This window comes from Arthrobacter sp. PvP023 (assembly GCF_017832975.1).
Taxonomy (GTDB): domain Bacteria; phylum Actinomycetota; class Actinomycetes; order Actinomycetales; family Micrococcaceae; genus Arthrobacter.
Genome location: NZ_JAFIBI010000001.1, coordinates 526174 through 549667, shown reverse-complemented (window position 1 = coordinate 549667; position 23494 = coordinate 526174). Strand labels below are relative to the sequence as shown.

At 66.7% G+C, this 23494-nt stretch carries 20 protein-coding genes; 7 read left to right on the top strand and 13 right to left on the bottom strand.

The window, feature by feature from the left end; translation table 11 throughout:
- Window positions 1-9: 9 nt before the first annotated feature.
- From JOE31_RS02610 to JOE31_RS02600, 3 genes are read right to left on the bottom strand one after another with little or no spacing between them, the layout of a single operon-like run.
- Entirely contained in the window at window positions 10-771 is a 762-nt protein-coding gene (locus JOE31_RS02610) for an SGNH/GDSL hydrolase family protein (RefSeq protein WP_209742004.1), read from the bottom strand.
- 43 nt (window positions 772-814) lie between these two features.
- Entirely contained in the window at window positions 815-2641 is a 1827-nt protein-coding gene (gene glsA / locus JOE31_RS02605) for a glutaminase A (RefSeq protein ID WP_209742003.1), read from the bottom strand.
- Between the two features lie 45 nt (window positions 2642-2686).
- Window positions 2687-3166: a MarR family winged helix-turn-helix transcriptional regulator gene (locus JOE31_RS02600; protein WP_209742002.1), complete on the bottom strand. Its 480-nt coding sequence runs from the start codon at window positions 3164-3166 to the stop codon at window positions 2687-2689.
- Between the two features lie 83 nt (window positions 3167-3249).
- Between JOE31_RS02600 and JOE31_RS02595 the strand changes: the two genes are divergently transcribed.
- Both JOE31_RS02595 and JOE31_RS02590 read left to right on the top strand, forming a co-directional pair.
- Complete coding sequence (locus JOE31_RS02595) at window positions 3250-3882, top strand: NADPH-dependent F420 reductase (protein WP_209742001.1); 633 nt, start codon at window positions 3250-3252, stop codon at window positions 3880-3882.
- 22 nt (window positions 3883-3904) lie between these two features.
- Window positions 3905-4192: a YciI family protein gene (locus tag JOE31_RS02590; protein ID WP_209742000.1), complete on the top strand. Its 288-nt coding sequence runs from the start codon at window positions 3905-3907 to the stop codon at window positions 4190-4192.
- Here JOE31_RS02590 and JOE31_RS02585 read toward each other — a convergent pair.
- The 6 genes from JOE31_RS02585 to JOE31_RS02560 all read right to left on the bottom strand — a co-directional run bounded on the left by JOE31_RS02585 (window position 4189) and on the right by JOE31_RS02560 (window position 10412).
- Complete coding sequence (locus JOE31_RS02585; protein ID WP_209741999.1) at window positions 4189-5040, bottom strand: SGNH/GDSL hydrolase family protein; 852 nt, start codon at window positions 5038-5040, stop codon at window positions 4189-4191. The two genes, JOE31_RS02590 and JOE31_RS02585, sit on opposite strands and share 4 nt — an antisense overlap.
- A gap of 161 nt (window positions 5041-5201) precedes the next feature.
- Window positions 5202-6242 (bottom strand): siderophore-interacting protein, encoded by a 1041-nt coding sequence (locus JOE31_RS02580; RefSeq protein WP_209741998.1) that lies wholly within the window; start codon window positions 6240-6242, stop codon window positions 5202-5204.
- Complete coding sequence (locus JOE31_RS02575; protein ID WP_209741997.1) at window positions 6239-7054, bottom strand: ABC transporter ATP-binding protein; 816 nt, start codon at window positions 7052-7054, stop codon at window positions 6239-6241. The genes JOE31_RS02580 and JOE31_RS02575 overlap by 4 nt, the downstream gene beginning before the upstream one ends.
- 1 nt (window position 7055) lies before the next feature.
- Window positions 7056-8096, bottom strand: coding sequence for an iron chelate uptake ABC transporter family permease subunit (locus JOE31_RS02570; protein ID WP_209748089.1), 1041 nt, complete (start codon window positions 8094-8096; stop codon window positions 7056-7058).
- A gap of 125 nt (window positions 8097-8221) precedes the next feature.
- On the bottom strand, window positions 8222-9280 hold the full coding sequence (locus JOE31_RS02565; RefSeq protein ID WP_209741996.1) for an iron ABC transporter permease: 1059 nt from the start codon (window positions 9278-9280) through the stop codon (window positions 8222-8224).
- 10 nt (window positions 9281-9290) lie between these two features.
- A complete protein-coding gene (locus JOE31_RS02560; RefSeq protein WP_209741995.1) occupies window positions 9291-10412 on the bottom strand; it encodes an iron-siderophore ABC transporter substrate-binding protein in 1122 nt (373 codons plus the stop codon).
- A 251-nt stretch (window positions 10413-10663) separates the two neighbouring features.
- Between JOE31_RS02560 and JOE31_RS02555 the strand changes: the two genes are divergently transcribed.
- The 3 genes from JOE31_RS02555 to JOE31_RS02545 all read left to right on the top strand — a co-directional run bounded on the left by JOE31_RS02555 (window position 10664) and on the right by JOE31_RS02545 (window position 14200).
- Window positions 10664-12616, top strand: coding sequence for an MFS transporter (locus JOE31_RS02555; protein WP_209741994.1), 1953 nt, complete (start codon window positions 10664-10666; stop codon window positions 12614-12616).
- The gene (locus JOE31_RS02550) at window positions 12613-13170 is read left to right on the top strand and encodes a TetR/AcrR family transcriptional regulator (protein WP_209741993.1); all 558 of its coding nucleotides are present in this window, start codon (window positions 12613-12615) and stop codon (window positions 13168-13170) included. Before JOE31_RS02555 ends, JOE31_RS02550 begins: the two co-directional genes overlap by 4 nt.
- Before the next feature lie 535 nt (window positions 13171-13705).
- Window positions 13706-14200 (top strand): FBP domain-containing protein, encoded by a 495-nt coding sequence (locus JOE31_RS02545; RefSeq protein WP_209741992.1) that lies wholly within the window; start codon window positions 13706-13708, stop codon window positions 14198-14200.
- A gap of 101 nt (window positions 14201-14301) precedes the next feature.
- On the opposite strand, the gene JOE31_RS02540 is transcribed toward JOE31_RS02545, so the two are convergent.
- The 4 genes from JOE31_RS02540 to JOE31_RS02525 all read right to left on the bottom strand — a co-directional run bounded on the left by JOE31_RS02540 (window position 14302) and on the right by JOE31_RS02525 (window position 20724).
- Complete coding sequence (locus JOE31_RS02540; RefSeq protein WP_209741991.1) at window positions 14302-14802, bottom strand: hypothetical protein; 501 nt, start codon at window positions 14800-14802, stop codon at window positions 14302-14304.
- A gap of 180 nt (window positions 14803-14982) precedes the next feature.
- Window positions 14983-18450 (bottom strand): ATP-binding protein, encoded by a 3468-nt coding sequence (locus tag JOE31_RS02535; RefSeq protein ID WP_209741990.1) that lies wholly within the window; start codon window positions 18448-18450, stop codon window positions 14983-14985.
- Window positions 18447-19274: a DUF4194 domain-containing protein gene (locus tag JOE31_RS02530; RefSeq protein ID WP_209741989.1), complete on the bottom strand. Its 828-nt coding sequence runs from the start codon at window positions 19272-19274 to the stop codon at window positions 18447-18449. Before JOE31_RS02530 ends, JOE31_RS02535 begins: the two co-directional genes overlap by 4 nt.
- Window positions 19267-20724: a DUF3375 family protein gene (locus JOE31_RS02525; RefSeq protein ID WP_209741988.1), complete on the bottom strand. Its 1458-nt coding sequence runs from the start codon at window positions 20722-20724 to the stop codon at window positions 19267-19269. The genes JOE31_RS02530 and JOE31_RS02525 overlap by 8 nt, the downstream gene beginning before the upstream one ends.
- Window positions 20725-21041: 317 nt before the next feature.
- Here JOE31_RS02525 and JOE31_RS02520 point away from each other — a divergent pair, with 317 nt between their 5' ends.
- Together JOE31_RS02520 and JOE31_RS02515 are read left to right on the top strand one after the other, a co-directional pair.
- Entirely contained in the window at window positions 21042-21344 is a 303-nt protein-coding gene (locus JOE31_RS02520; RefSeq protein ID WP_209741987.1) for a hypothetical protein, read from the top strand.
- 64 nt (window positions 21345-21408) lie between these two features.
- Window positions 21409-23394 carry an acyl-CoA dehydrogenase family protein gene (locus tag JOE31_RS02515; protein ID WP_209741986.1) on the top strand — a complete coding sequence of 662 codons (1986 nt, stop codon included), beginning with the start codon at window positions 21409-21411 and terminating at the stop codon, window positions 23392-23394.
- Window positions 23395-23494: the final 100 nt, after the last annotated feature.

The window sequence follows — 23494 nt, the reverse complement described above, 5'->3', positions numbered from 1 at the left end:
CTTCCGGCGCTAAAGCCGGGTGAGCTGGCTGTACCGCGGCTGGAGGCCGTCACCCGAGGACTTCCCCGTGACCCGGCGGACCACCCAAGGTCCCGCAAACTCCCGCACCCAGCGCGCGTTCGCCCTGATGGCATCGGCCCGGCTCAGCTCAGGAACGGGCGTCATGGGCGGCACATCGATGGAGTGATCGTGTTCGAGGACAGTCAGCACCCTCTTGGCCATGTTCGCGTGACCGGCCGCGGACATGTGCATCCGGTCCTTGGCCCACATGCCCCAGTCGTAGTATTCGCTGAAGCGCCAGTAATCCACCAGCAGGGCGCCGTGGTCGCCCGCAATGCCGCGCACCAGCTCGTTGTAGATGGCGGTGCGGCCGCGCATGGTGCCGAAAACCTTGGAACCGCGGGCGTCGAAACCCGTGAACATCACCACGGTGGCACCCGTGGCACTCAACTTGCGGATGCCGGCGTCGTACTCCGCCAAAAGGTCGTCGATGTCGATCTTGGGACGGAGGATATCGTTGGCCCCGGCGTAAACGGTCACCAGCGTGGGCTTAAGTTCGACGGCGGCGTCCACCTGCTCCGCCATGATCTGGCGGAGTTTCCGGCCCCTGATGGCGAGGTTGGCGTAACCGAAGGCCGGGTCCGCCGCGCCGAGCTGCTCGGCCACGCGGTCCGCCCAGCCCCGTACGCCGTTCGGGCGGGCCGGATCGTCGTCGCCGACACCTTCCGTGAACGAATCTCCCAAGGCAACATAGCGGGCGGCAAAGTCCATATCGATAGTCTGCCATCCGTTGCCGTGAGCAACCAAGCGGCGGCTACTCGCGGATCCGGACGGCCGATTCACGCAGGTACTGTTCCACCCGCGTGTACGCATCCCGGGTCAGGGCTTTCCACAGGGCGATGGCAAGCCTCGGATCTGTGGACTCCAGGTCGGAGATTGCCTCGGCACTGAGCACCATCACCTCCACGGGGCCGTCCGCCCTGACCGTCGTTTCCTGCCGGTTGCCGCTGCCCAGCGCCAGCTCGCCGAACGTCATGCCGGCGCTGAGGGTGTTGAGTTTGACCCGGTCGGAGGTGGGCCCGGGCGACGTACTGCTGACCTTGCCGGAAGTAATGAAGTAGACGCCGCCGAACCGCAGGCCAATGCGGCGGATGACGTCGCCGTCGTCGTACTTCCTTGCTGTCATGAGGCCCTGCAGGGCCAGCGCGTCCGCCTCATCGAGCGGCGCCAGCGCGGGCGAGTCGGTAACAGGAACGTGGTCCCGGAGCAGCAGCCCGTCCCCGTACTTTGCCAGCAGCCGGTTTTCACAGAATTCGACGGCGGCACTCCGGGTCGAAAACGACGGTACCGCCCCGTCCGGGTGCCCCTTCCGTTCGCCGAGTGAGTCCGCCACCGCGCCGTCCGCTTCGATCAGCACCAGCTCGCGGCCCCCGCCGGACAGGCCCTGACGCGCCGCCTCGAGAAGGCGCAGCGCCACCTCGCTCACCTGATCGGTTCGGCGGAAGTCCAGAACCACCAGCTCGACGTCGTCATCCAGGCTGCTGAGCTCGCGCGCCATGGATTCGCTCCCGGCGAAGAGCAGGTCACCGTTGAGTTCGATCACCCGGGCCCGGTGTCCGTGGGCGCGGAGGACGTCGGACGCTTCGGCATTGCGCCGGATGCCCGACGGCGTTTCGGTGACGTCGTACGCGGCAAGGATGGCAGAACGCCCGGTGCGCGCCGCCCTGACGAAGTGCAGCTCCATGTCCCGGGACAGCCGCTGGGCAGTCGCCAGGCCCCGGACGCTGCCGCCGTGTTCATCGAGCGGCGGGGAGTACACAGCCAGCCCAACCTGGCCCGGCAGGACGGCGATAATCCCGCCGGCAACGCCGCTCTTTCCGGGCATGCCCACGCTGCTGATCCAGGCACCGGCGTCGTCGTACATGCCGGACGTCATCATTACCGACAACACCCGCTCCACCGGACCGATCTCCAGCACCTGCCTGTGGGTGAGCGGATTCTTTCCGCCATTCGCGAGGGTGGCGGCCATGATGGCGAGGTCGAAGGTGTTCACCATGACCGAGCACTGGCGGAAGTAGTCCTCCAGGACGGGCGCGGGGTCGTCCTCGATGATGTTGAAGGACCGCAGCAGGTGCGCCAGAGCCGTGTTGCGGTGGCCGTGCTTCAACTCGGACTCGAAGACCTTCTCGTTGACCGAAAGCTGACGGCCCGCGAACGCCGAGTATGTGCTGAGGATCCGTTTGAAGCTCGACTGGCCGCCGGATCCCCTGATGAGTGACGTGGCGGTGAGGGCGCCGGCGTTGATCATGGCGTTCGCCGGACGGCCCGTCCCTTCGGCCAATGAGATCTCGTTGAAGGAGTCCCCGGAAGGTTCAACGTCCACCTTGGCGTCCACGGCGTCGCTGCCGAGGTCTTCCAAGGCCAGCCCGTAAGTGAAAGGCTTCGAGATGGACTGGATGGTGAATTCCTCGCGGGAGTCCCCCACCTCATAAACCTGCCCGTCCACAGTGGCCAGGGCAATGCCGAAGTTGTCCGGGTCCACGTTGGCCATGGCCGGAATGGTGCTGTAAGGCTTGCCGTCCCTGAGCTGGGCGATCTCGGCGTGGATCTGGCGCAGGTAGCTCTGGATAGGCGATTCCATGGAACCAACACTACGGGCGTGGCCGGCGTTGGGTCCTGTCGCTCGTCAGGACTCGCGCAGGATCCAGTGATCGGCGTCCAGGCGGCCCACGACCTTCTCGCCGATGCGGGCCAGGTCGGCGACGTCGCGCTCGGTCAGGGCATCAAGGAACAGCGTCCGGACCGCTTCCACGTGGCCGGGTGCCAGCTCAACAATGGTGGCCATGCCGGCGTCGGTCAGGTGGGCTGTGGTCACGCGCGCGTCGCGCGGATGCGGACGGCGTTCCACCCACCCCCGGTTCTGAAGCTTGGTGACCACATGCGACAAGCGGGACAGCGAGGCGCTGGTCCGCGCGGCGAGTTCGCTCATGGGAAGGAACCGGCCTTCCGCTTCGGAGAGCATGGCGAGTACGTTGTAGTCGAAGAGCGAAAGCTTGCCCGCCGCGTGCAATTTCGTATCCAGTGCCGCGGGCAGCAAGGTGTTGATGCTCAGCTGGGCCAGCCATGCACGGCGTTCGTCGGCGTTGAGCCAGCGCGGTTCGGTCATGGATACATCCTAGGAGAAAAATTGATTGACAGTTCAAGCCCGGACTGCCCCGATCAACCGCCGTCCAGATCGAAGGAAGCACCATGACTGACATCACGATCATCGGTACGGGGAACATGGCGGCAGGAATCGCCGCCCGAGCGGCCAGTGCCGGCCGCAGCATCCAGATCCTTAGCCGCGATGCAGTGGCCGCGTCCGCCCTGGCTGCCGAAACGAACGCGACCCCCGGGACCACCGGACAGGACATTGAAGGCAGCATCGTTGTCCTCGCGACCCATTTTGACGTGTCCAAGGAAATCGCCGGCCGTTACGGCGAGGCACTCAACGGCAAGACGATCGTGGACATTTCCAATCCCGTCAACGACGAAACCCTCGATTCCCTCACCGTGCCTGCCGGGAGCTCCGCGGCCGAGGAGATCCAGGCGCTGGTTCCGGGCGCGAACGTGGTGAAAGGCTTCAACACGGTTTTCGCCTCCACACTGGCCGCCGGAGAGGTGGCCGGGCAGACCCTCGATGTCCTGCTGGCCGGGGATTCAGCCGAAGCCAAGGCCGCGGTGGCAGGCTTCATCAATGATTCCGGGTTGCGCGCCGTCGACGTGGGTCCGTTGCGCCGGGCGCGGCAACTGGAAGCCTTCCAGTTGCTCATCATTGGGCTCCAAGCCAGCGACGCCCACCCCGAGTACAACTGGAACAGCGCATTGAAACTGCTTCCTTAGCAGGAACCGGTAGGCTGACCGCATGTACGTAGTCTCCCTGACCTACAAGGTTCCCGAAGAGATCGTCGATTTCCACCTCAAAGCACACGTTGAGTGGCTGCAGGACGCTTTCGACCAGGGCATTTTCATTGTGGCCGGCCGGAAGATCCCCCGCACCGGTGCGCTGTTGCTGTCCAATACGGACCGGGCAAACCTTGACGCCGCACTGGTCAAAGACCCGTTCTACACGAACGGCGTGGCGGAGTTCGACGTCGAGGAATTCCACGCCGGCAGGGTAGCTCCGGGTTACGAAAACCTCCTGGACAGCTAGCTCTCCGGGGCAGCGGCCTCCGGCGCTTTCTCAAGGAGTTTCTTCAGTCCGCCCTTCCGGGGAACCTTCACGGGCTCCGGCCAGCGCGGCCTGAGGCTGTCCCCGAGGGTCACACCGCGAAGCTTGCGGCCGAAGAGCGGCAACACCCAGTCGTGCACCCAGCGCCGCTGCCGCTGTTCCCACTCCCGCAGGCTCAGTTTGTCCGGCGGCTCCCACTCCAGCGGGCTGATCTTGTGCGGAACACCCAAATGGTCCAGGACCTGGGCGGCGAGGTATTTATGGCCGGCCTTGGACATGTGTAACCGGTCCGAATCCCACATCCGCCGGTCGTGGAAGGCCTCGAAGCACCAATAGTCCACCAGCACGGCGTTGTACTTGGCAGCGATTTCCCGGACATGACGGTTGTAAGCGGTGTTGCGTTTCCTCAACGGCTCAAGGACAGCCGAAACCTTGACGTCAAAACCGGTGAACAGCACCACAGTGGCACCCGTGGCAGCCAGCCTGGCCACGAGGGACTCGTACTCGGCCATGAGCGCCTCCACATCGGTGCCGAAGTCGAGGATGTCGTTTCCGCCGGCATACAGGGTGACCAGCGTCGGCTCCATTGCGAGCGCCGGTTCCAACTGTTCGTCGATGATGTGGCGGAGCCTCTTGCTGCGGATGGCCAGGTTTGCGTATTCCCACCCCGGTTCGGCCTTAGCCAGCTTCTCAGCCACCCGGTCTGCCCAGCCGCGCACACCGTTTGGCAGCCGCTTGCTCCGGTCCCCCACGCCTTCGGTGAACGAATCCCCCATGGCAACAAACCGCCGTCGCCCTCCCCGGTCCGGAAGCAAAGGAAATGAACCCATCCCGGCAGCCTAACCAACCAAAGAAACGGCAGGGTTAACGGCGAACGACAGGATCTGCGAGAGGGTTTGCGATGAGGCGACAGGATCTGCGAGAGGGATCAGAAAAAACCTGCAGGAAGTGAGAGAGCGTCTGGACTAGTGCCGGCGCTGGAGGCGAGACTTTAGAGCTCGGCTTTCCCCTGCCGCCAGTAACCCATGAACGCCACCTGCTTACGGTCGATCCCGACGTCGCGCACCAGGTAGCGCCGCATCTCCTTGATGACCCCCGCTTCGCCGGCAATCCAGGCGTAGAACGGCATGGCGCCGGCGGGCATCCCGGGGTTCTTCGTTGCCGCGATGGCCGCGGTTTCCATCCTTGCGGGCGTTTCCCAGAGGATCTCCTGGTCCACGTCCACGTCCTCCGGTTCCGGGCCGGCCCCGCCGGAGGCGGCCTTGATGCCCACCCAGCCCGGTTCGGGAACGGCGGCGCGGACTGCTTGCTGCAGGAGTTCGCCGTGCGGGCGTGAGCGGCCGATCGAGGCGCCCCGCGCCAGCCAGGTGATTTCGACGTCGGCGGCGGACTTCAGGTCCAGGAAGTCGCCGGCTTCGGGGACTTCAAGGAAGGCGTGCCCGCTCATGTAGGGCGGGAGGCTTTCCAGGATGGCGCTGATGGCGGGAACAGCGGTTTCGTCGCCCGCGAGGAGCACCCGCTGGGCCAGTCCGGGGCGCCATTCGATGCCGGAGTAGATCTCCGCTGTGACGCAGTGCGCGGCGCGGTTGTTGGGGCCGATGATGGTGAGCGCATCCCCTGGTTTGGCGTTCAGGGCCCAGTTTGCGGCGGGGCCGCCGTTGCCCGCCGAGTCGAAGTGCATCACGAAGTCCACGTCGATCTCGGGGTAGACAGCGTCGAGCCGTTCCTGCCGGACGGTGTAGGTGCGCATGGAGCCGCGGGTAGCCGGGTCCATGGCCAGCCATTCCCGGTACCAGCCGGACTGTTCCATCTGGAACACGGGCAGCGGCAGCCGGGTGCCGTCCTCGGCAAGGGAAGGGATCATCAGCTTCACGCGAAGGTCCAGGGTTCCGCCGTGGACGCCGAAGTCACGCAGCGAATACCCGCCGAAAGTGATGCGGCGGAAGTTGGGGCTGAGTTCCTGCACGGCGGTGACGGTCACGTCGAACGCCAGGGTCATGGGTTCGGTGCTGGCAATGTCACGAGTCTTCATGGAACGAACTCCAGTTCAGTTGCAGTGGTGTGGTGCCGGCCGAGCGGAATGATCAGCGGCGTGCCGGAAACGGGGTCGGGAAGCACACGCGAGTCCAGGCCGAAGACGTCCCGGACCAGGTCCTCGGTGACCACGTCGGTGGAGGCGCCCTCGGCCACGATACGGCCGCCCTTCATGGCGATCACGTGGTCCGCGTACCGCGCCGCGAGGTTCAGGTCATGCAGAACGATGGCCACGGTGGTGCCGCGCTTGCGGTTCAGGTCCGTAATCAGGTCCAGCACCTCCACCTGGTGGGCAAGGTCAAGGTAGGTGGTGGGTTCGTCCAGGAGCAGCACATCGGTCTCCTGGGCAAGCGCCATCGCAATCCAGACGCGCTGGCGCTGGCCGCCGGACAGCTCATCCACGTTGCGTCCGGCGAGTTCCAGCGTTTCGGTGGCGTCGAGCGCGCGCTGCACCGCGGCGTCGTCGTCCGCACTCCAGCTGCGGAAGAAGCCCTGGTGCGGGTACCGCCCGCGCCCCACGAGGTCGCGGACCGTGATCCCGTCCGGTGCAGCGGGATGCTGGGGCAGGAGGCCCAGGGTCCGTGCGACGTCCCGGGCGGAGCGGGTGTGGATGTCCTTGCCGTCCAGCGTCACGGTGCCGGCCGCGGGCTTCAGCAGCCGGGACAGTCCCCGGAGCAGGGTGGACTTGCCGCAGGCGTTGGCGCCCACGATCATGGTCACTCTGCCCTCGGGGATCTCCGCCTGCAGCCCTTCCAGAACTGTGCGCTGGGCGTATTTGAGGGTGAGGTCCGTGGCGCGCAGAACAGCCATCTCAGGCATCCTTTCGGTTGGAAGTGACCAGCAGCCACAGCAGGAACGGGGCGCCCAGGGCGCCGGTGACCACGCCGACCGGCAGGACGGTGCCGTCCAGCAGCAGGGGCGCAATGTTCGCGGCGAAGTAGTCCGCGGCCAGCACGATCAGCGCTCCGACGAAGGCCGACGCCGGGAGGCTGGCTTTTGCGGTGAAGCGGCGGGCGATGGGTCCGGCCAGGAAGGCGACGAACGCGACCGGGCCGGCTGCCGCCGTCGCCACGGCCGCGAGAGCCACGGCGACGACCACCACGGCCAGCCGGGTAAAGCCGACCCGGATGCCAAGCCCGGCGGCAGCGTCATCGCCGAGTTCCAGGATGCGCAAGGGGCCGGAGAGTGCGGCTGCGGCAGGGATGAGGACCAGCAGCGCAAGGGCGAGGATACCGGCACGGTCCCAGGAGGCTGAATTGAGGGAGCCGTTGAGCCACACCAGGGCGTCGGCCGCCGTGCGGATGTCCGCCCGGGTCATAAGGAAGCTGACCACGGCGTGGAGCGCGGCGGCGATGCCCACGCCCGCCAGGATCAGCCGGCTGCCGGCCGCATTGCCGCCGGTTCCGCCGCCGGACCCCAGGGACCCGCCACGCGAGATGGCATAGATGAGCGCGGCGACACCCAGGGCGCCGGCGAGGGCGGCGCCGGAGACCACGGCACCGGACGCACCGAAAACAACGATTGCCGTGACGGCGGCCGCGCTGGCCCCGTAACTGATGCCGATGACGTCCGGGCTGGCCAGCGGATTGCGGAGCATGGTCTGGAAGAGGCCGCCGGCAAGTCCGAACGCGGCACCGATCATGGTGCCGATGACCGCGCGGGGAAGCTTGTTTTCCATCACGATGAAGCTTGCGCCGGGAATCTTCTGGCCGCCGGTGAGGTGGGCGAGCAGGATTTTGAAGAAGTCAGGGACCGTCACGGTGTAGCTCCCCAGCAGAACGCTGACGGCGAAGAGGACCACGACGGCGAACGCCAGGATGGCAGTCCGGCTCAGGACGGTTCGGCTCAGCATGCCGGCGCGAACTGGCAGGTAATGCCCTGTTTCCGCGGTTTTGAGGGCATTATCTGCCCGTTCGCGCTCCGTACCGGGGGCGTTGTCCCCGAGCTCACGCCCGACGTGGGCGAGGTCTGCCTTGCTCACAGTCCGGCCCCCTTCCCGCGCCGGACCAGCCATACGAAGACGGGCGCGCCCACGAGGGCCGTCATGATTCCCGCCGGGACTTCGCCTGGCAGAAGGACCACCCGGCCCAGGATGTCCGCGGAAAGCAGGAGCACCGGGGCCAGGACGAGGGAAAACGGCAGGATCCAGCGGTAGTCGGGCCCGGTCAGGAAGCGGACGGCGTGCGGAATGACGAGCCCCACAAAGCCGATGGGCCCGGCGAGGGCGGTGGCGGACCCGCACAGCAGCACGATGCCCAAGGCAGTCATACCGCGGACCAGCCCCACGCGCTGGCCGAGCCCGCGCGCAATGTCATCGCCCAGCGCCAGGCTGTTGAGGATGCGGCCGGTAGCCAGCACGATGCCCGCACCGAGAATAAGGAACGGCACGCCGGGCAGAACGACCGACCAGTCGCGTCCGGCGATTCCGCCCACCTGCCAGAACCGGAACCGGTCCAGGGTGTCCTGGCTCGAGACCAGGATGACGTTCATGAGGGAATACAGGCCGGCGCTCAGTGCGGCGCCCGCGAGGGCCAGCTTCACCGGCGTCGCACCGTCCCGGCCGAGGGAGGCGACCAGGTAGACGACGGCGGCAGCGGCCGCGGCGCCGATGAACGCGAACCAGATGTAGCCGGTCAGGGAGGAGATCCCGAAAACATAAATGCCGGTGACAACGGCCAGGGCGGCGCCGGCGTTGACCCCCATAATGCCGGGGTCGGCCAGCGGGTTGCGGGCCACGCCCTGCATGGCGGCGCCGGCCAGGCCGAGGGACCCGCCGGCGAGCAGGCCAAGGACGGTGCGCGGGATGCGTGCATGGACCACCGCGTGGTCACCGTTGCCGGGATCGAATTGCATGAGGGCCTCCCACACGGTGCCGAGGGGAAGACCGCGGGCGCCGACGGCCAGCGATACCGCGGAAACAAGGACGAGTACGACGACGGCGGCCAGCAGCCACGTGGCCTGCTTGCCTGCAGCGGGGCGGCCGGAAGGCGGGCTGAACGCGCCGTCGCGGCGCGCCGTCGTCGTACTTGGTGTCATAGTGGGGTGCCTACTTCACTGCATCCGCTGCGTTGGCCAGCTGGGGCAGGAACGTGTCCAGCGACCACGGCAGGCTCAGGGGCGACGACGCCGAAATGGACAGCGTGAGTGTGTTGTCCGAGTCGGCAACCAGGGCGCCGTCCTTGATGGCCGGGATCTGGCCCAGCAGGGGATCGGCCTTGATGGAATCGGTGGTGGCGGAATCAGGAACCCAGGTCACGAAGATGTCGGATTCGAGCTCGTTGGCCTTTTCAGCGGACCACGGGATGAAGAACTCCTTGGAGCCCTTCGAGTTTTCCTCCACAACCGGGGCGAGCTTCATCCCGATCTCCGAGAGGAAGCGCGGACGGTTGTCGTTCGCGGTGTAGACGTTGACGCCGTCGCTCTTGGCTGGCTCCAGGTTGCCGTAGATGAAGCTCTTGCCGGCCAGCTGAGGATACTTGGAGACCTTGTCCTTGATGGTGGCTTCGGTGTCCGAGATCAGCTTGGTGGCCTCGGTTTCCTTACCCAGGGCCTTGCCGATGATGCTGGTGGAATCCTGCCAGGACGTGCCGTAGGCGATCTCGGGGTGGGCGACCACCGGCGCGATCTCGCTGAGCTTCTTGTAGTCCTCTTCCGTCAGGCCGGAGTAGGCGCCCAGGATGACGTCCGGGTTGAGCTTGGCGATCTCGGTGAAGTTGATGCCGTCCGCCTCGGAGAACTGGACCGGTGCCTTTTCAGTGCCGAAGCCGGCACCCAGCTCTTCCAGCTTGGCGTCTTTCCACGGCGTGGAGCCCTTGTCGTTGCCGCCCCATTCGTTCTTGGGGACGCCCACGGGAACAACACCCAGGGCGAGTGCGACGTCGTCGTTGACCCAGGAAACCGTGACCACGCGCTGCGGCTGGGACTCAATGATGGTCTCGCCGAAGACGTGCTGGATGGTGACCGGGAACTGCGAGCTGGCGGACTGGCCGGCCGCTGCAGTGCCGGTACCGGATGCCGCCGGACCGGTGGAGCAGGCGGTCAGCGAGAGTGCGGCTGCTGCCAGCACGGCAGTTGCCTTGCCGGCGGTCTTGAGCAGCACGCGGCGGGACGGACCGGCGGCAAAGCCGCTGCGGCCGGCGCCCGGGCCGGAGAAGAGGGGGGAAGTCACGGAACTCCTTAGGTCAATGATGCGAACCCAAGTAAGGCTAGCCTATCCTTCTGTGAATTACGGAACGTTTGCGTAACGTAATTGTCTCAATCGGGCCGCCTTGCCCGTTTAGCCCAGGGCCGCGGACCAAAACGTGAGGCTTCACACGCCAAAATTCCTTGAGGGCGCGGGGTGAACAATGGTTCACTTGAAAGACAGTAAACGTGCGTTCACCCCTTGTGGCCGCCTCATGCCCAGAAGGTTCCGCCCTGATGCCCCCATCCCGCAATAGATCCATGTCCCCCGGCGCCATCACGGCCGTCCTTGCGCTGAGCGGCACGGTGGTGGCGCTGATGCAGACCCTCGTGGTGCCGCTCCTTCCGGACTTCCCCGGGATCCTCGGCGTGACGGCCGACGACGCCTCCTGGCTGGTCACCGCCACGCTGCTCTCAAGCGCCGTGGCCACCCCGATCGTGTCCCGCAGCGCGGACATGTACGGCAAACGGAAAATGATGGTGATCTGCCTCGCCATCATGGTTGCCGGCTCCATCGTGGCCGCCGTGGGGGGAAGCTTCCTCTGGCTCATCGTGGGCCGGGCACTGCAGGGGTTCTCCTCGGCCTTGATTCCCGTGGGCATCAGCATCATGCGCGACGAACTGCCCAAGGAAAAGATGGGGTCCGCCGTGGCCCTGATGAGCGCCACGCTGGGCATCGGCAGCGCCCTGGGCCTGCCGCTGGCCGGGCTGCTATACGAAAGCCTGGGCTGGGAGTCCATCTTCTGGGTTTCCGGTGGTGCCGGCACGCTGCTGCTCGCCGCCGTCGTTCTGGTGGTTCCCGAATCCAAGGTGCGCACGCCGGGCCGGTTCGACTATCTCGGCGCGGTGATTCTTTCCGCGGCACTGGCAGCGCTGCTCCTGGGCATCTCCAAGGGCGGATCGTGGGGCTGGAGTTCCGAACCGGTGCTGCTTCTGTTCCTCGCCGCCGCCATCCTCCTGGCCGCGTGGCTGCCCTACGAGCTGAAGGTCAGCCAGCCGATGGTGGACCTCCGCACCTCCGGCCGGCGCCCTGTCCTCCTGACCAACCTGGCATCCCTGCTGGTGGGCTTCGCCATGTTCGCCAACATGCTGCTGACCACCCAGCAGCTCCAACTGCCCACCTCCACCGGTTACGGTTTCCAGCTGAGCGTGATCACCGCCGGCCTCTGCATGGTTCCCTCTGGCCTGGCCATGGTGGTCTTCGCTCCCGTTTCCGGCGGCATCATCCGGCGGTTCGGCGGGAAGTCGGCGCTGATCGCGGGCGCGGCGGTCATGGTGGTGGGGTACGTGGGCCGCGTTTTCTTCTTCGATTCCATTACCTCGGTGATCATCGGCTCCACGGTGGTCAGCATCGGAACCGCCATCGCCTACGCCGCGATGCCCACCCTGATCATGGGGGCCGTGCCCATTACGGAAACCGCGTCGGCTAACGGCCTCAACAGCCTGGTGCGGTCCATTGGAACCTCGACGTCGAGTGCAGCCGTCGCCGCCGTCCTCACCTCAGTGACCATCACCGTGGGATCGGCCCGGCTGCCGTCCTTCGAGGCATTCAAGGACGTCTTCTGGATGGCGGCACTGGCGTCCGCGGCCTCCATGGTGGCTGCCGTGTTCATCCCGCGCGCCGCGGCCGCAGCCAAGGCGGCGGTCCCTGCGCCGGCCGCCATCGAGCTGGTGGTGCAGGGGCGCGTCCTGACGGCCGAACGCCGCCCGGTCACTCCCGCCGTCGTCACCGTCCTGCAGACAAGCGGCGAACCGGTGGACTGGAGCCGGGTGGACAGCGACGGCAACTATTCCGTGGCGCTCCCCGGAGCAGGCACATACCTGATGGTGGCCAACGCCGCCGGCTGGGCGCCAATGGCGGAGGTGTTCGACTTCGACGGCCGCACGCTCCAGCAGAATTTCCACCTGGAAGACCGCCTGGAACTGGCCGGAACCGCCACCGTGGGAGGCGCGGCCCTCACGGACGCGGTAGTAACCCTGCTGCAGGCCTCCGGCGAGCACGTGGCCACGGTCCGCACCGATTCCAACGGTCGCTATTCACTGCCGCTACCCTTGGCCGGGCGCTACATCGTGACCTTGCTGAACCCGGCGACCCACCAGGCGATGGCCCGGAAGCTGGCAGTGGACAACCGCTCGGTAACCGCGGACCTGGCGATGGACGCGCCCGCCGTACAGCTGGTGGACGCGTGAGCGCGGCCGTGGTGTCCAGCCGCGACGCCATCCTGGATTCGGCAGGCAGGCTGTTCGGCGAGCGGGGCTACCGCGGCGTGACGGTCCGCGACATCGCCTCCGACGCCGGTGTTTCAGCAGCCCTCGTAATGAAGCTTTTCGGCTCCAAGGAAAAACTGTTTGCCGCCGCCAAACCGGACGAGTCGCTGCTGTCCGATCTCGATGTCCCGGCATCCGAGCTGGGTGCGACGCTGGTGTTCCGCGTACTGATGCGCCGGGAGCGCGGGCTGAAAGAGCCGTGGGCCATGCTTCCGTTCACCATCCAGGACTCCCCGACGCCCGACGCCGCCCGCGCAGAAACGCGCGAACGGTACCTTGCGGCCATGGCCAGTCTGCTGAAGGATGCGACGCCGGACCGGCGTTACGCCTCCACCGTCGTCGCGCTCATGACCGGCTTTGGCGAGGCGGTGAGGACGCTCGGCATGTTCGACGGCTGGGACTTCGACGACCTGGTGGCCCACTACGGGGCGATTGTGCAGGCGCAGGTCGACGCCTGCGGCGAGATCCGAACGTAACGCTCTCCCACCGCCCGCCTTTTCCCCAACGCTCTCCCACTTCCGGCCGCCTTTTCCCCATCGCTCTCCCACTTCCGGCCGGCTTTTCCCCAACGCTCTCCCACTTCCGGCCGCCTTTTCCCCATCGCTCTCTCACTTCCGGCCGCCTTTTCCCCATCGCTCTCCCACTTCCGGCCGGCTTTTCCCCATCGCTCTCCCACTTCCGGCCGCAGTCCGCGGTTGCCGACGCGTTGCGCATTTGGGAGGATGGCGGGGCGGGCCTCTGGTGCCCGGCAATGAGGAGGTCCGAATCGGACCGCCTGCACAACGAGGGGAATGAGCATGCCGAAGACCGTCGAGGTCATCGCAGCCGCGGGAAGCGGGGCGGCCGGAATGGCCTGCTTTGCGGCCACAGCGACGTCAGCTTTCCCGCGCCGGACCTGCATCTAGCCGTCCGCCAGGCACTTTCCTTCATTGGGCCCTGGTGCGCCCGGATTCAGCTGACAAGAGACCGCTATTCCCCCCGGGGACCCTACGCTTTCGAAAGCTCATTGTCATGCAAAAAATCACTGCCCAGCAGATCCGTTCATCGTTCATCAATGCCAGCCGTTCCGAGGCCGCCAAACTCACCCTGCCCCGGGATTTTGACTCCTTGGACTGGGACAGCCTGGACTTTTTGGGGTGGCGGGACGCCAAGATGCCGCTCCGCGGCTACCTCGTAGTCCCGGGACGCTTGGGGTTAACAGGGATCATGCTCCGCGCTCCGGAGGGCGGAGCCAAGAAGAGCCGGTCCGTACTGTGCGAACTATGCCGCGACGTTTTCTCCAGGGACGACGTCCTGTTGTGGGTTGCCAAACGTGCCGGTCAGTCAGGCCGGAACGGCAACACGATAGGGACGCTGATCTGCGCCGACTTCCTGTGCAGCGGGAACGTCCGCGTGGAACCGCCGGTCAATGAGATCAACCCCGACCCGGCCGCCGTCGTTCTCCGGCAGGTCGACGGACTGATAGCGCGGACGGAACTGTTCATCAACCGGGTTCAAGGACGCTAGGCCGGTCGGGGGCGGGGGCGGGGCAGGCCCTTTCCCGCCCGGCCTCCGGCGCGGGGGGCGGCCGGAGAAGTCAGCTGTACGAAATGCTCAACAACAGCGCTTCAGGAGTAGTTGGCGGCAGGAGCAGTCTGCCGGCTAAGGCCCGGGACAGGTTCGGACTCGAATACGGACCTGCTCACCCGGTGGCTCACGGCATCAGCCACCTGCCCGGAATACACAGTGACCTGCTCCGTTCCGCCCGCGTCGAACACGGTCGCGGTGCGGGACAGTGACGGCTGCCCCGCCCCGGTGAACAGTTCAACCCTCCAGTCGGCCGGGTACTTGAACGACAGGCGCCCGTCCGGGAACGTATACGTCGCGACGCCGGCGGAAACGGGAGCGGACGACGGCGGCCGGGCACCGCTCGTCGTCGGGCCCGCCGTGGCGGGGGCGGACGTTGCGCCTGCCGGCTCCGAGGGTGTGCCGGTACCCGACGGCGATGCCCCTCCGGAGGAAGCCTCCGGGACGGCAGCCCCGCAGCCGCCCAGGCCGAGGGCGGCGGCTATCGCGAGGGCGGCGATAAAGGGGACTCGGCGTGCACAAATCATGACGGTGCCTTCCACGAGGAATCTGTGGCGATGCACTACAGAATCGCACGCAGGGACAGCGCGGCTCCATACCGTCGCCAATAAGCCCATCCACTTGTTATCAATGCCGTGAACTGGCCACGACAGGCGACAAGTGCGAGAGCGTCCGCAAAAAACCTGCAGGAAGTGAGAGAGCGTCCTGATGGGCGGCCGGAGTTAGCGCAGGACGATGTCCACCGGGTTCGCCTCGGACCTCCACTGGCCCTCGGCGCCGGCCCGCGGCCCGATTACCGGAGCTGTGAGCACGCCGGAGCGGTTGGTGCGCTTGTCCCGCAGGATCTCCGTGACGGAGCCCAGGTGCCTGGACAGGTCGATCACGTTCTCCGGAGCGGCCAGGAGCAGCTGGAAGCCGAATTCGTGCAGGGCCTTGATCCCCGCGCCGGCGAATTCCTCCGAGGCGAGGACAAAGGCCTCATCCATCATCACTGTGCCGTAGGTGGTGAAGCCCTGCTCGGCGATGCCAAGCTGGTAGCTCAACGCCGCGGCCATGATGAACGCCGTGAACCGCTGCCGCTCGCCGCCGGACATGGAGCCCGTGTCCGCGTGCATGAACACATCGGTCCGCTTGCCTCGCTTCTTGCCCGAGGCGGGGTCAACCACTTCGCGGTGCTCCTTGCACTGGATGAACAGGTGCCCGCGCACATCCAGCACCTCGGCCCGCCAGCGCCGGTCCTCGGGCGTCTGCGAACCCAGCCGCTTCACGAGCGTTTCCAGCGACTTGTAGCGGGTGGTGAGCTCGGCGTCGTCGTCCGTTTCAGGGCCGGCAGCTGACGCTCCCGCAGCGCGAGAGGGCCGCGTGTGCCGCGTCCTGAGCGCATTCTGGATGGCGTCCTTGAACTGTTTCGCGGTGGGCGGCAGGGTCTGTTTGATGTCGAGTTCCAGGAAGCTGCCCTCGTGGAAGTTGACCTCGGACAGGATGCCGTTCAGGGGCAGGATGCGGCTGGTGATGGACCGGCGTTCCTCATCCAGCAGGTGCAGCAGCGTGCTGAACGACTCGTGCGTGCGCTGGTTGAAGAACTGCCGGAACTCGGCCTCCTGCGTGGGCAGGCCGTCACTGACGATCGCGTGGTACCGGGCTTCGAACTCCCCGGCGGCGCCGATCGAGGTGCCGTGGTCCGCGGAGATCGCCGTGCCCCATTCGCGGACGAATCCTTCGAAAATTCGGGTGAGGCGCTCCGAGGTGGCCTGGCCGCGGGACTCGGCGGTGTGCAGCTCGGCAAGGAGCCGGGTCCGGACCTCGTTGGCCAGGTTGTCCAGCTCATGCATCTCGGCGACGTCGCCGAACGCGGAGAAGTACGGTTCCAGCGCGGCGACGGTGGCGTCCGACGGCGGTGACTGGCGCAGGCGGTTGCGCGCCGCTTCCAGCAGCGAATCCGCGGCGGTGAGTTGCTGGTCAAGTGCCTTGTATTCGCTCTGCAGGACCGCCGCGGCCTCGGTGCTGGACTGGTGCTTCTGCCGGGCCGCCTCGATGTTGGCCCGCAGCGGCTCCAGGTCGGCCTGGGCGGCAAGGGCATCCTTGAGGCGCTGCTCGATCTTGCCGAGCTCGTCCTCCGCCACAGCCGCGGAAACCTGCTCCCAGGGCCGGTGGTCCTCGGCGATGCGGCGAAGGGCCTCCAGCTGGCGGGTCATCCCCTGGTGCAACTCTTCGCGGCTTTGCGCGAGTTCGGCGGCCTTCGCCAGTTCCTGCTGCAGGTCCGCCACCTGCGCGGCCACCAGCTCCAGCTTCGAGGCGTTGTCGAAGCCGAGGACGTAGTCCTGCCTGCTGGCGAAGCGGTCGTCCTTCTCCACCGTGTGGCGGTTACGCTTGACCACACCGCCCAGGCTCAGGCCCTTGTCCAGCGCAGCGAGTTCGTCCGGATCCTCGACGCACGGGTACGCGAAGTCGACCGCGATCCGCTCGCGGATCCACTGCCCGGCGTCGGCCGCGGGCCCGGTGGTGAGGATGTCCAGCTTGCCCAGCAGATCGCCGTCGGCCGCGTCCTCCACGGCCAGGGCACCGCCGGCGAGCGGCTTGGACACGTCCACCGCCCGGAGCGCTCCGCGGACGGAGTGATCGTTCAGGTACCGGGTGACGGCGGCGAAGTGCTCGCCGGGAACCAGCAGCGTGGTGGCCAGGTTCCGCAGCGCGCGTTCGGCGGCGGGCCGCCATTGTTCCTGCCCTTCGGCGACGTCGATCAGTTCGCCGCCGAACGGCATCTGCTCCTCCGGCACACCGGTTGCCGCCGCGATTGCGGTCCGGTTTTCAATGCTCGACGGCGGGAGCAGGGACTTGCGCGTCTTCAGTGAGACGAGTTCCTGCTGGGCCGCCGCAAGCTCACGCTTCTTCGTGGCGTGGCCGTCGAACGCCTCGAAGCGCAGCTCTTTGAGCGCCTCGGAGTCATCCTGCAGTTCAGCCGAGCGGTCGGCGGCGTGGGCGTGCGCCTGCTCCCAGCCCTCGGCCGTCCACTCGAGCTCCAGGCCGGCATCAGCCAACGCCTGCCGTGCTGCTTCCTCCACCTGCTGGCGGAGCTTGAGTCCCACCCGGGCATTCTCCAGCGACTGCTCGATCGCCGAGATCGCGTTGCCGCCCTGGTTGTTGTAGTCCGCCTCGAGCTGGCGAAGGTCTTTGGCCAGGCCGTCCCGGACCGCGCGCTCCGCGGCAAGGTCCTTGGCCTTGGCCTGGGCGAGGTCCTTGTAGCGGAGCAGGGTCTTTTCGTGGACCGTCACCGCGAGCTGCTGCTTGTAGGCATCGAATTCTTCACCGGCGAGTTCCCGCAGGCGGTTCGCATCCAGCAGGGACTGCGCGTAGTCCTTGTTGAGGCCCGGCACCGGGGCCAGCTGGTCGCGCTGCTGCCGCACGTCCTCCAGCCGCTGCCGGATGGACATCAGGTTGCTAAATTCCTCGACGACGTCGTCCGCCGCGGCAAGCGTGGCGGGCGCATCGAGCACCTGGTCCCGGAAGAAGGTGTTGACGCTGCCGCCGAGGCCCTTGCCGGCCTGGATCACGCGGAGTAGCGGCAGGGCCTGGTCCGAGTTGATGCCCAGCAGGCGGCGGAAGCGCTCGGCGAACGCCTTGTGCACGTCGAAGACCTGCGCGTCCGGAAAGATCGTGTCCAGCGCAGCCTTGGTGAAGCGCTTCTCGGCGATGCCCTCGATCGCCGCAAGGTCCAGCGGCTTGTTGTCGATCAGGTAGTACCGGCCGACACTCGACTCCGTGCCGTTTTTCGGCAGGTCGAACAGCGCCGACACCGTCACCTTCGTGCCCGCTGCGTTATCGAACGTCAGGGCGACGGCGGACCACGTGGCACCGGGGCGCTGGAAGGCGCTGGCCGAGCCCTCGCCCACGGCCTTGTCGCCCACCTTGCCGCGCATGTACGTGAACGTGGTCCTCTTGTCCTCCACGGCACCGGAGCGCTGCGCCGCGGCCTCGTTGGAACGCGGCCGGGCATCGAACACGCGCAGCATGGCGTCAAACAGCGTGGACTTGCCCACGCCGGAGTTGCCGGTCAGCAGGGTTCCGTTGCGGTCCACGTGCATCGTGTGGGCGCCATGGAACGTTCCCCAGTTGACCACCTGGACCAGCGCGAGCCGCATCTGGCCGGGGTTGGTGAGCTCGCCCATCGGCAGCATGGTCGCGATGCTCACTTGGTGTCCTCCGCTTCGTCAGTGTCCTCGTTATCGGTTTCGACAGGCTCAGCCACCGGGTCGCCGTCGAGTTCCAGCAGCGCTTCCGTGCCTGTGGGGTCGGCGGTGGCCGCCACCAGCGCCTCTATGTGGGCGGGGATGTCGCCGATGTTTTCGAAGGGGAGGGCCAGTGGGAGGGCGTTGGAGATGGTGTAGACGTCTTCGAGGCCGGTGGTGATGAGGAGTTGGCGGGCCAGGAGCTTGGTGATGGCGCGGTTGACGACGTCGGAATCCCGCAGGGCGTCCTGCTGGCCTGCCGGCTGGTAGTGGGCCACCAGCTCGGCGATTTCTTCCTTCGTGATCGTGGGGTCCGTCTGGGCCGTGACGTGGCGGTCCAGCAGGAGCCGCAGGCGCAGCAGCACGATGGTTTCCACCCGGCTGAGCGCACGCTGCTGGCGCAGGATGCTGGAGCGGGTGCTGCCGCCGATGGCTTCGGGATCCACCGGACGCAGCACTGCCACTTTTCGTTCGTGGTCAAGCTGCAGCGTCAGGAACAGCTCGGACAGGCGGCTGCGCAGGATCAGCTGGTTGTCCAGCAGCGTGGTCCAGAGTTTCTCGTCCCGGCCGCCGTCGACGTAGGGGCCCTTCAGCAGCTTCACCAGGGCCTGGCGGACCTTCATCGGCAATACGCCGGTGTCCCCCGGGAACAGCGCTGCGCCGTCGACGAAGGTGTCCTTGGGCGTGACCGCGAAGGGGACGCCGTGGATGTGTTCGGGAGCGGGGTGGGCTTCCGGAGTGTCACCGACGACGGCGGCATCCGCCGTCGTCGTAATCTCTTCAGTCATGCGAATCCTTCTTGAGGGTGACCACCGGCAGGAATGCCTTGCGGGTGGTTCCGTCTATCTGTTCGAAGTCGATGGCGTCCCAGCCGGCGCGGTCGAAGCCGGCGCCGTCGTGCAGGGCGTGGGACAGCAGCGCGCGGATGGAGTTGATGTGGCGTTCCTCCGGCGGAAGCTGCTCCCATGCCTCCGGCAGGGTGGCGGCCCCGGCGAGCGCGGCGCGGATGGCTGCCGGCTTGGCCTTCCCGGTGCGCGGCGAGCGCACGCGGTCCGAGTCGCTGAAGGCGATGGGGTCGGCGAGCTTGGGGGGCGCCGCGAACTCGTCGGGGTCGAAGAGCTTGACCATCGACAAGGATTCGAAACCCGCGTTAAAGAGCACAGGTCCGGGCACCAGGCCGGGGCGTTCCCGTTCATAGGGCAGCGAGCGGATGGCCTGTTCAGCCTCCCGGAGCACCCTCCGCAGCCGCACGGACTGGCGGAAATCATCGCTCTGGACGTAGGTGTTGAGGCTTTCGCTGAGCTTGCCGTAGATCCGCTGGATCTGGCTGTGCTGGGTCCGCAGCTCAGCGACCAGGTTCTTCAGTGTTTCGCGGTCCTCATGGCTGAGGTCGTCCGCGAACTGGCGGCTGAGCACCTCGCCGATCGCGGAACGGAACCGCAGCTGCTGCTGGGGGTCCTCCAGGAATGCCGTGAATGAGCGGAACGTCCTGCCTTCGGGGCTTTGCCGGAGGCGTTTGTCCGCTTCCAGCACCTGCGCCATGGTGGCGCCCTTGCTGAGCGACTCCTCGATGATCTGGTTGCGGAGCTCGCCCACCAGTTCTTCGATCCGGTCACGCATCTTCTTGTAGTCCGCCGGCAGGCTGGCGGCGAGGTCCAGGATGTTTCCTGCGGCCTCCACCGCTTCGTCATCGTCCAGCAGTCCGTCGAAGTCCCCGGAGCTGATGTCCTGGATGAGCTGCTGCCGCTCCTCGATCTCGTCCTCGAGCGACTCCAGCCGGGCACTCTGGTCGGGGTTGGTCTCATTGGCGAGCTTCTCGACGTCGCCCAGCAGCGTCCCGAGCCGGGAACCGTTCAGCGTGGAGCGTTCGCTGGAGAGGCTGTCCAGGAAGGCGAGGACGCGGGCCGCGGGCTCGGTGACTTCGTAGACGATCTGCCCCGACTGGTTGCGGCGGGTCAGGAAGTTCTTACGGGTCCATTCGTCGCCGAAGGATTTCCCGTTGGCCGTTCCGCCCAGTCCGGGGTCCTGGCGGCGGAGCTGCTCAAGAAAAGCATCGACGTCGGCATGGAACTCTTCCAGCGGAAGCTGGGGACGGGTTCGGGTGAAGGACGCCTGCAGCACAGCGATGACCCACGGCGCGGACCGGGTGAGCGCCCAGGCAGGCCCTTTGGTGAGGAGTTCGAGGTCCCGGAGCCGGGCGCTGATAGCGTCCGCAGTGGACGGGGCGGATCGGGACACGCACTCTCCTTCAGCTGCCACAGGACTGGTCGGGCAGCGGAAAACCCGAAAACTGCCAACTACAAGGTTAACGCAGTGCCCCGGGCGGCAGGTCCGGCTCAGTTCCTGGCCACCCCTCGCCCCCACCCTCCTGTTACGCGTGTTACTGGTGGGGTTTCAGTGACCGCGCCGTGACCTACGCACCGGTAGCATTTCGATCCCGTATCAACCCCTCCGCCACGGCGCGCTGAGTCTGGCTGACGGCGCCGCCCGCACCCTACGCTCGTGCTACTCGATCCATCCAATTGATCCATCCAGGCAATGACGCAGGGGGAACCATGCAGTTCGATCTCAGTGCAGTTGAAACAGGCACGTTCGTGTTCATCGGAACGCTGGTGTTTGGAATGCTGATCGTGGGCTTCATGATGACGGCCGGATTCCTGGCCATGGTGCTCGTGGGCGTGGGCCGGTTGGCCTGGTTCATCGTTGCCGGCACCCTGGTGGGATTGGTCCACGGCATCAACCACCTGTGGGACCGGATGGTGCACCACGCCTCCACCGTGGAACTCCCCGGGGACTTTCAGGGGCAGCCTGCCCCTAGCACGGGAACTTACCCGCGGGTAGCATTGAGGGACAGCTGAAGGGTTCCCCACCCGAGGCGGACCCAGGGCTCGAGCCGGCCACCCCGGTTAGAGGAGATGCCCCGTGAGCTCTGCCACTGACAGTCCAGCCGCCGATGTTCCCGTAGCGCCCGACAAGATCGGGCCGGAAGCCACGGAGGCCGACGCCCGCGCCATCACCGAGGCCGCCCGCGAAACCTCCTGGGACCGGCCCAGCTTCGCCAAGGGTTTGTACCTTGGCAGTTTCGATCTTTCACTCATCCATCCCTGGCCCGAAGCCAGGGCCGAGGACGTGGAACGCGGCGAAGAGTTCATGGCCCGCCTCACCGCCTACTCCAGGACCATGTCCGGCCGGGTGATCGAGCGGAACGCAAAAATCCCGGACGAATACATCGCGGGCCTGGCAGGGCTGGGCGTCTTCGGCATGAAGATCCCCCGCGAGTATGGCGGCCTGGGCCTCTCCCTCGTGTACTACGGCCGCGCTCTTGCCCTGCTGGGTTCGGTACACCCGAGCCTCGGGGCGCTGCTCTCCGCGCACCAGTCCATCGGCGTCCCTGAGCCTGTCAAGGTGTTCGGCACTGCGGAACAGAAGCGGGAGTACCTTCCACGCTGTGCCGCCGGCGCCATCACGGCATTCCTGCTGACGGAGCCCGACGTCGGGAGCGACCCCGCCCGGATGGGCAGCACCGCAGTTCCCACGGACGACGGCGATTCCTACGTTCTGGACGGCGTCAAACTGTGGACCACCAACGGCGTGATCGCCGAACTGGTGGTGGTCATGGCCCTGGTCCCGGAGCACAGGGATTCCGACGGCACCGTCCACAAGGGCGGCATCAGCGCCTTCGTGGTGGAAATGGATTCCCCCGGCATCACGGTGGAAAACCGCAATGCCTTTATGGGGCTGCGCGGCATCGAGAACGGGGTGACGCGCTTCCACCAGGTGCGGGTCCCCGCGGCCAACCGGCTGGGGCGGGAAGGCCAGGGCCTGAAGATCGCCCTCACCACCCTGAACACGGGAAGGCTTTCCATTCCGGCCCTCTGTGTGGCGTCCGGCCGGTGGAGCCTGAAGATCGCCCGCGAATGGTCCAACGCACGAACCCAGTGGGGCCGGCCGGTGGGCAAGCACGAAGCAGTGGGCAAGAAAATCGCCTTCATCGCCGCGAGTGCCTTCGCCCTGGACGCCGTGTTCGAGCTGTCGGCCGAAATGGCCGACGCCGGCCAGAAGGACGTCCGGATCGAGGCCGCCCTCGCTAAGCTCTGGTCCACGGAGATCAGCTGCCGGATAGCTGACGAGCTGGTGCAGATCCGCGGCGGCCGCGGCTTCGAGACGGCGGATTCGCTGGAGGCGCGCGGCGAGCGCGCCGTGCCGGCCGAACAGCAGCTCCGTGACCTCCGGATCAACCGCATCTTCGAGGGGTCCTCGGAAATCATGCGGCTCCTCATTGCCCGCGAGGCGGTGGATGCACACCTCGCCGCCGCCGGGGACCTTGCCTCCGCGGATGCCAGCCTGTCCGACAAGGCCAGGGCCGCCGTCGGCGCTTCAGGTTTCTACGCGAAGTGGCTGCCCAAGCTGGTGGCGGGCGCCGGAATGGACCCGCGGTCCTACACGGAGTTCGGCCGGCTCGCCAAGCAGCTGCGCTTCGTGGAGCGGTCCTCGCGGCGGCTGGCCCGGCAGACGTTTTACGGGATGGGCCGGTGGCAGGCGAAGCTGGAGCACAAACAGGCGTTCCTTGGGCGGATCGTGGACATCGGCGCCGAGCTGTTCGCCATGGCGGCCTGCTGTTCGCGGGCTGAAGGCATGCTCCACACTGCGCCCGAGCAGGCCGCCACCGCATACGAACTCGCCGAAGCCTACTGCGAACAGGCGCGGGTCCGCGTCGACGAGTACTTCGACCAGCTCTGGCGGAATACTGACGACGCCGACCGCGCGCTCACGGAGAGGGTTCTCGCCGGCGACTACACCTGGCTGGAGGCAGGGGTCCTGGACCAGTCCGAAGGCACCGGGCCATGGATCGCCGACGCGTCTCCCCGGGCATCCGTGAAGGAGAACCTGCACCGCAAATACCGCTGATTCACGCTGGTTTTTGCGCCGCTCCAGATGCTAAGCATCCTTGCTACCACCGGTGTGCCGTGGTTAGGTGGTGGGAAGAGCACCATGCACGTCTCCGCAA

Bases quoted from the DNA above. Each gene is read 5' to 3' on its own strand.
- JOE31_RS02610 (WP_209742004.1), bottom strand. From the start codon at position 771: ATGGACTTTGCCGCCCGCTATGTTGCCTTGGGAGATTCGTTCACGGAA.
- JOE31_RS02595 (WP_209742001.1), top strand. From the start codon at position 3,250: ATGACTGACATCACGATCATCGGTACGGGGAACATGGCGGCAGGAATC.
- JOE31_RS02520 (WP_209741987.1), top strand. From the start codon at position 21,042: ATGCAGTTCGATCTCAGTGCAGTTGAAACAGGCACGTTCGTGTTCATC.
- JOE31_RS02580 (WP_209741998.1), bottom strand. From the start codon at position 6,242: ATGAAGACTCGTGACATTGCCAGCACCGAACCCATGACCCTGGCGTTC.
- JOE31_RS02545 (WP_209741992.1), top strand. From the start codon at position 13,706: ATGCAAAAAATCACTGCCCAGCAGATCCGTTCATCGTTCATCAATGCC.
- JOE31_RS02530 (WP_209741989.1), bottom strand. From the start codon at position 19,274: ATGACTGAAGAGATTACGACGACGGCGGATGCCGCCGTCGTCGGTGAC.
- JOE31_RS02575 (WP_209741997.1), bottom strand. From the start codon at position 7,054: ATGGCTGTTCTGCGCGCCACGGACCTCACCCTCAAATACGCCCAGCGC.
- JOE31_RS02600 (WP_209742002.1), bottom strand. From the start codon at position 3,166: ATGACCGAACCGCGCTGGCTCAACGCCGACGAACGCCGTGCATGGCTG.
- JOE31_RS02585 (WP_209741999.1), bottom strand. From the start codon at position 5,040: ATGGGTTCATTTCCTTTGCTTCCGGACCGGGGAGGGCGACGGCGGTTT.
- JOE31_RS02570 (WP_209748089.1), bottom strand. From the start codon at position 8,096: ATGCTGAGCCGAACCGTCCTGAGCCGGACTGCCATCCTGGCGTTCGCC.
- glsA (WP_209742003.1), bottom strand. From the start codon at position 2,641: ATGGAATCGCCTATCCAGAGCTACCTGCGCCAGATCCACGCCGAGATC.
- JOE31_RS02590 (WP_209742000.1), top strand. From the start codon at position 3,905: ATGTACGTAGTCTCCCTGACCTACAAGGTTCCCGAAGAGATCGTCGAT.
- JOE31_RS02565 (WP_209741996.1), bottom strand. From the start codon at position 9,280: ATGACACCAAGTACGACGACGGCGCGCCGCGACGGCGCGTTCAGCCCG.
- JOE31_RS02555 (WP_209741994.1), top strand. From the start codon at position 10,664: ATGCCCCCATCCCGCAATAGATCCATGTCCCCCGGCGCCATCACGGCC.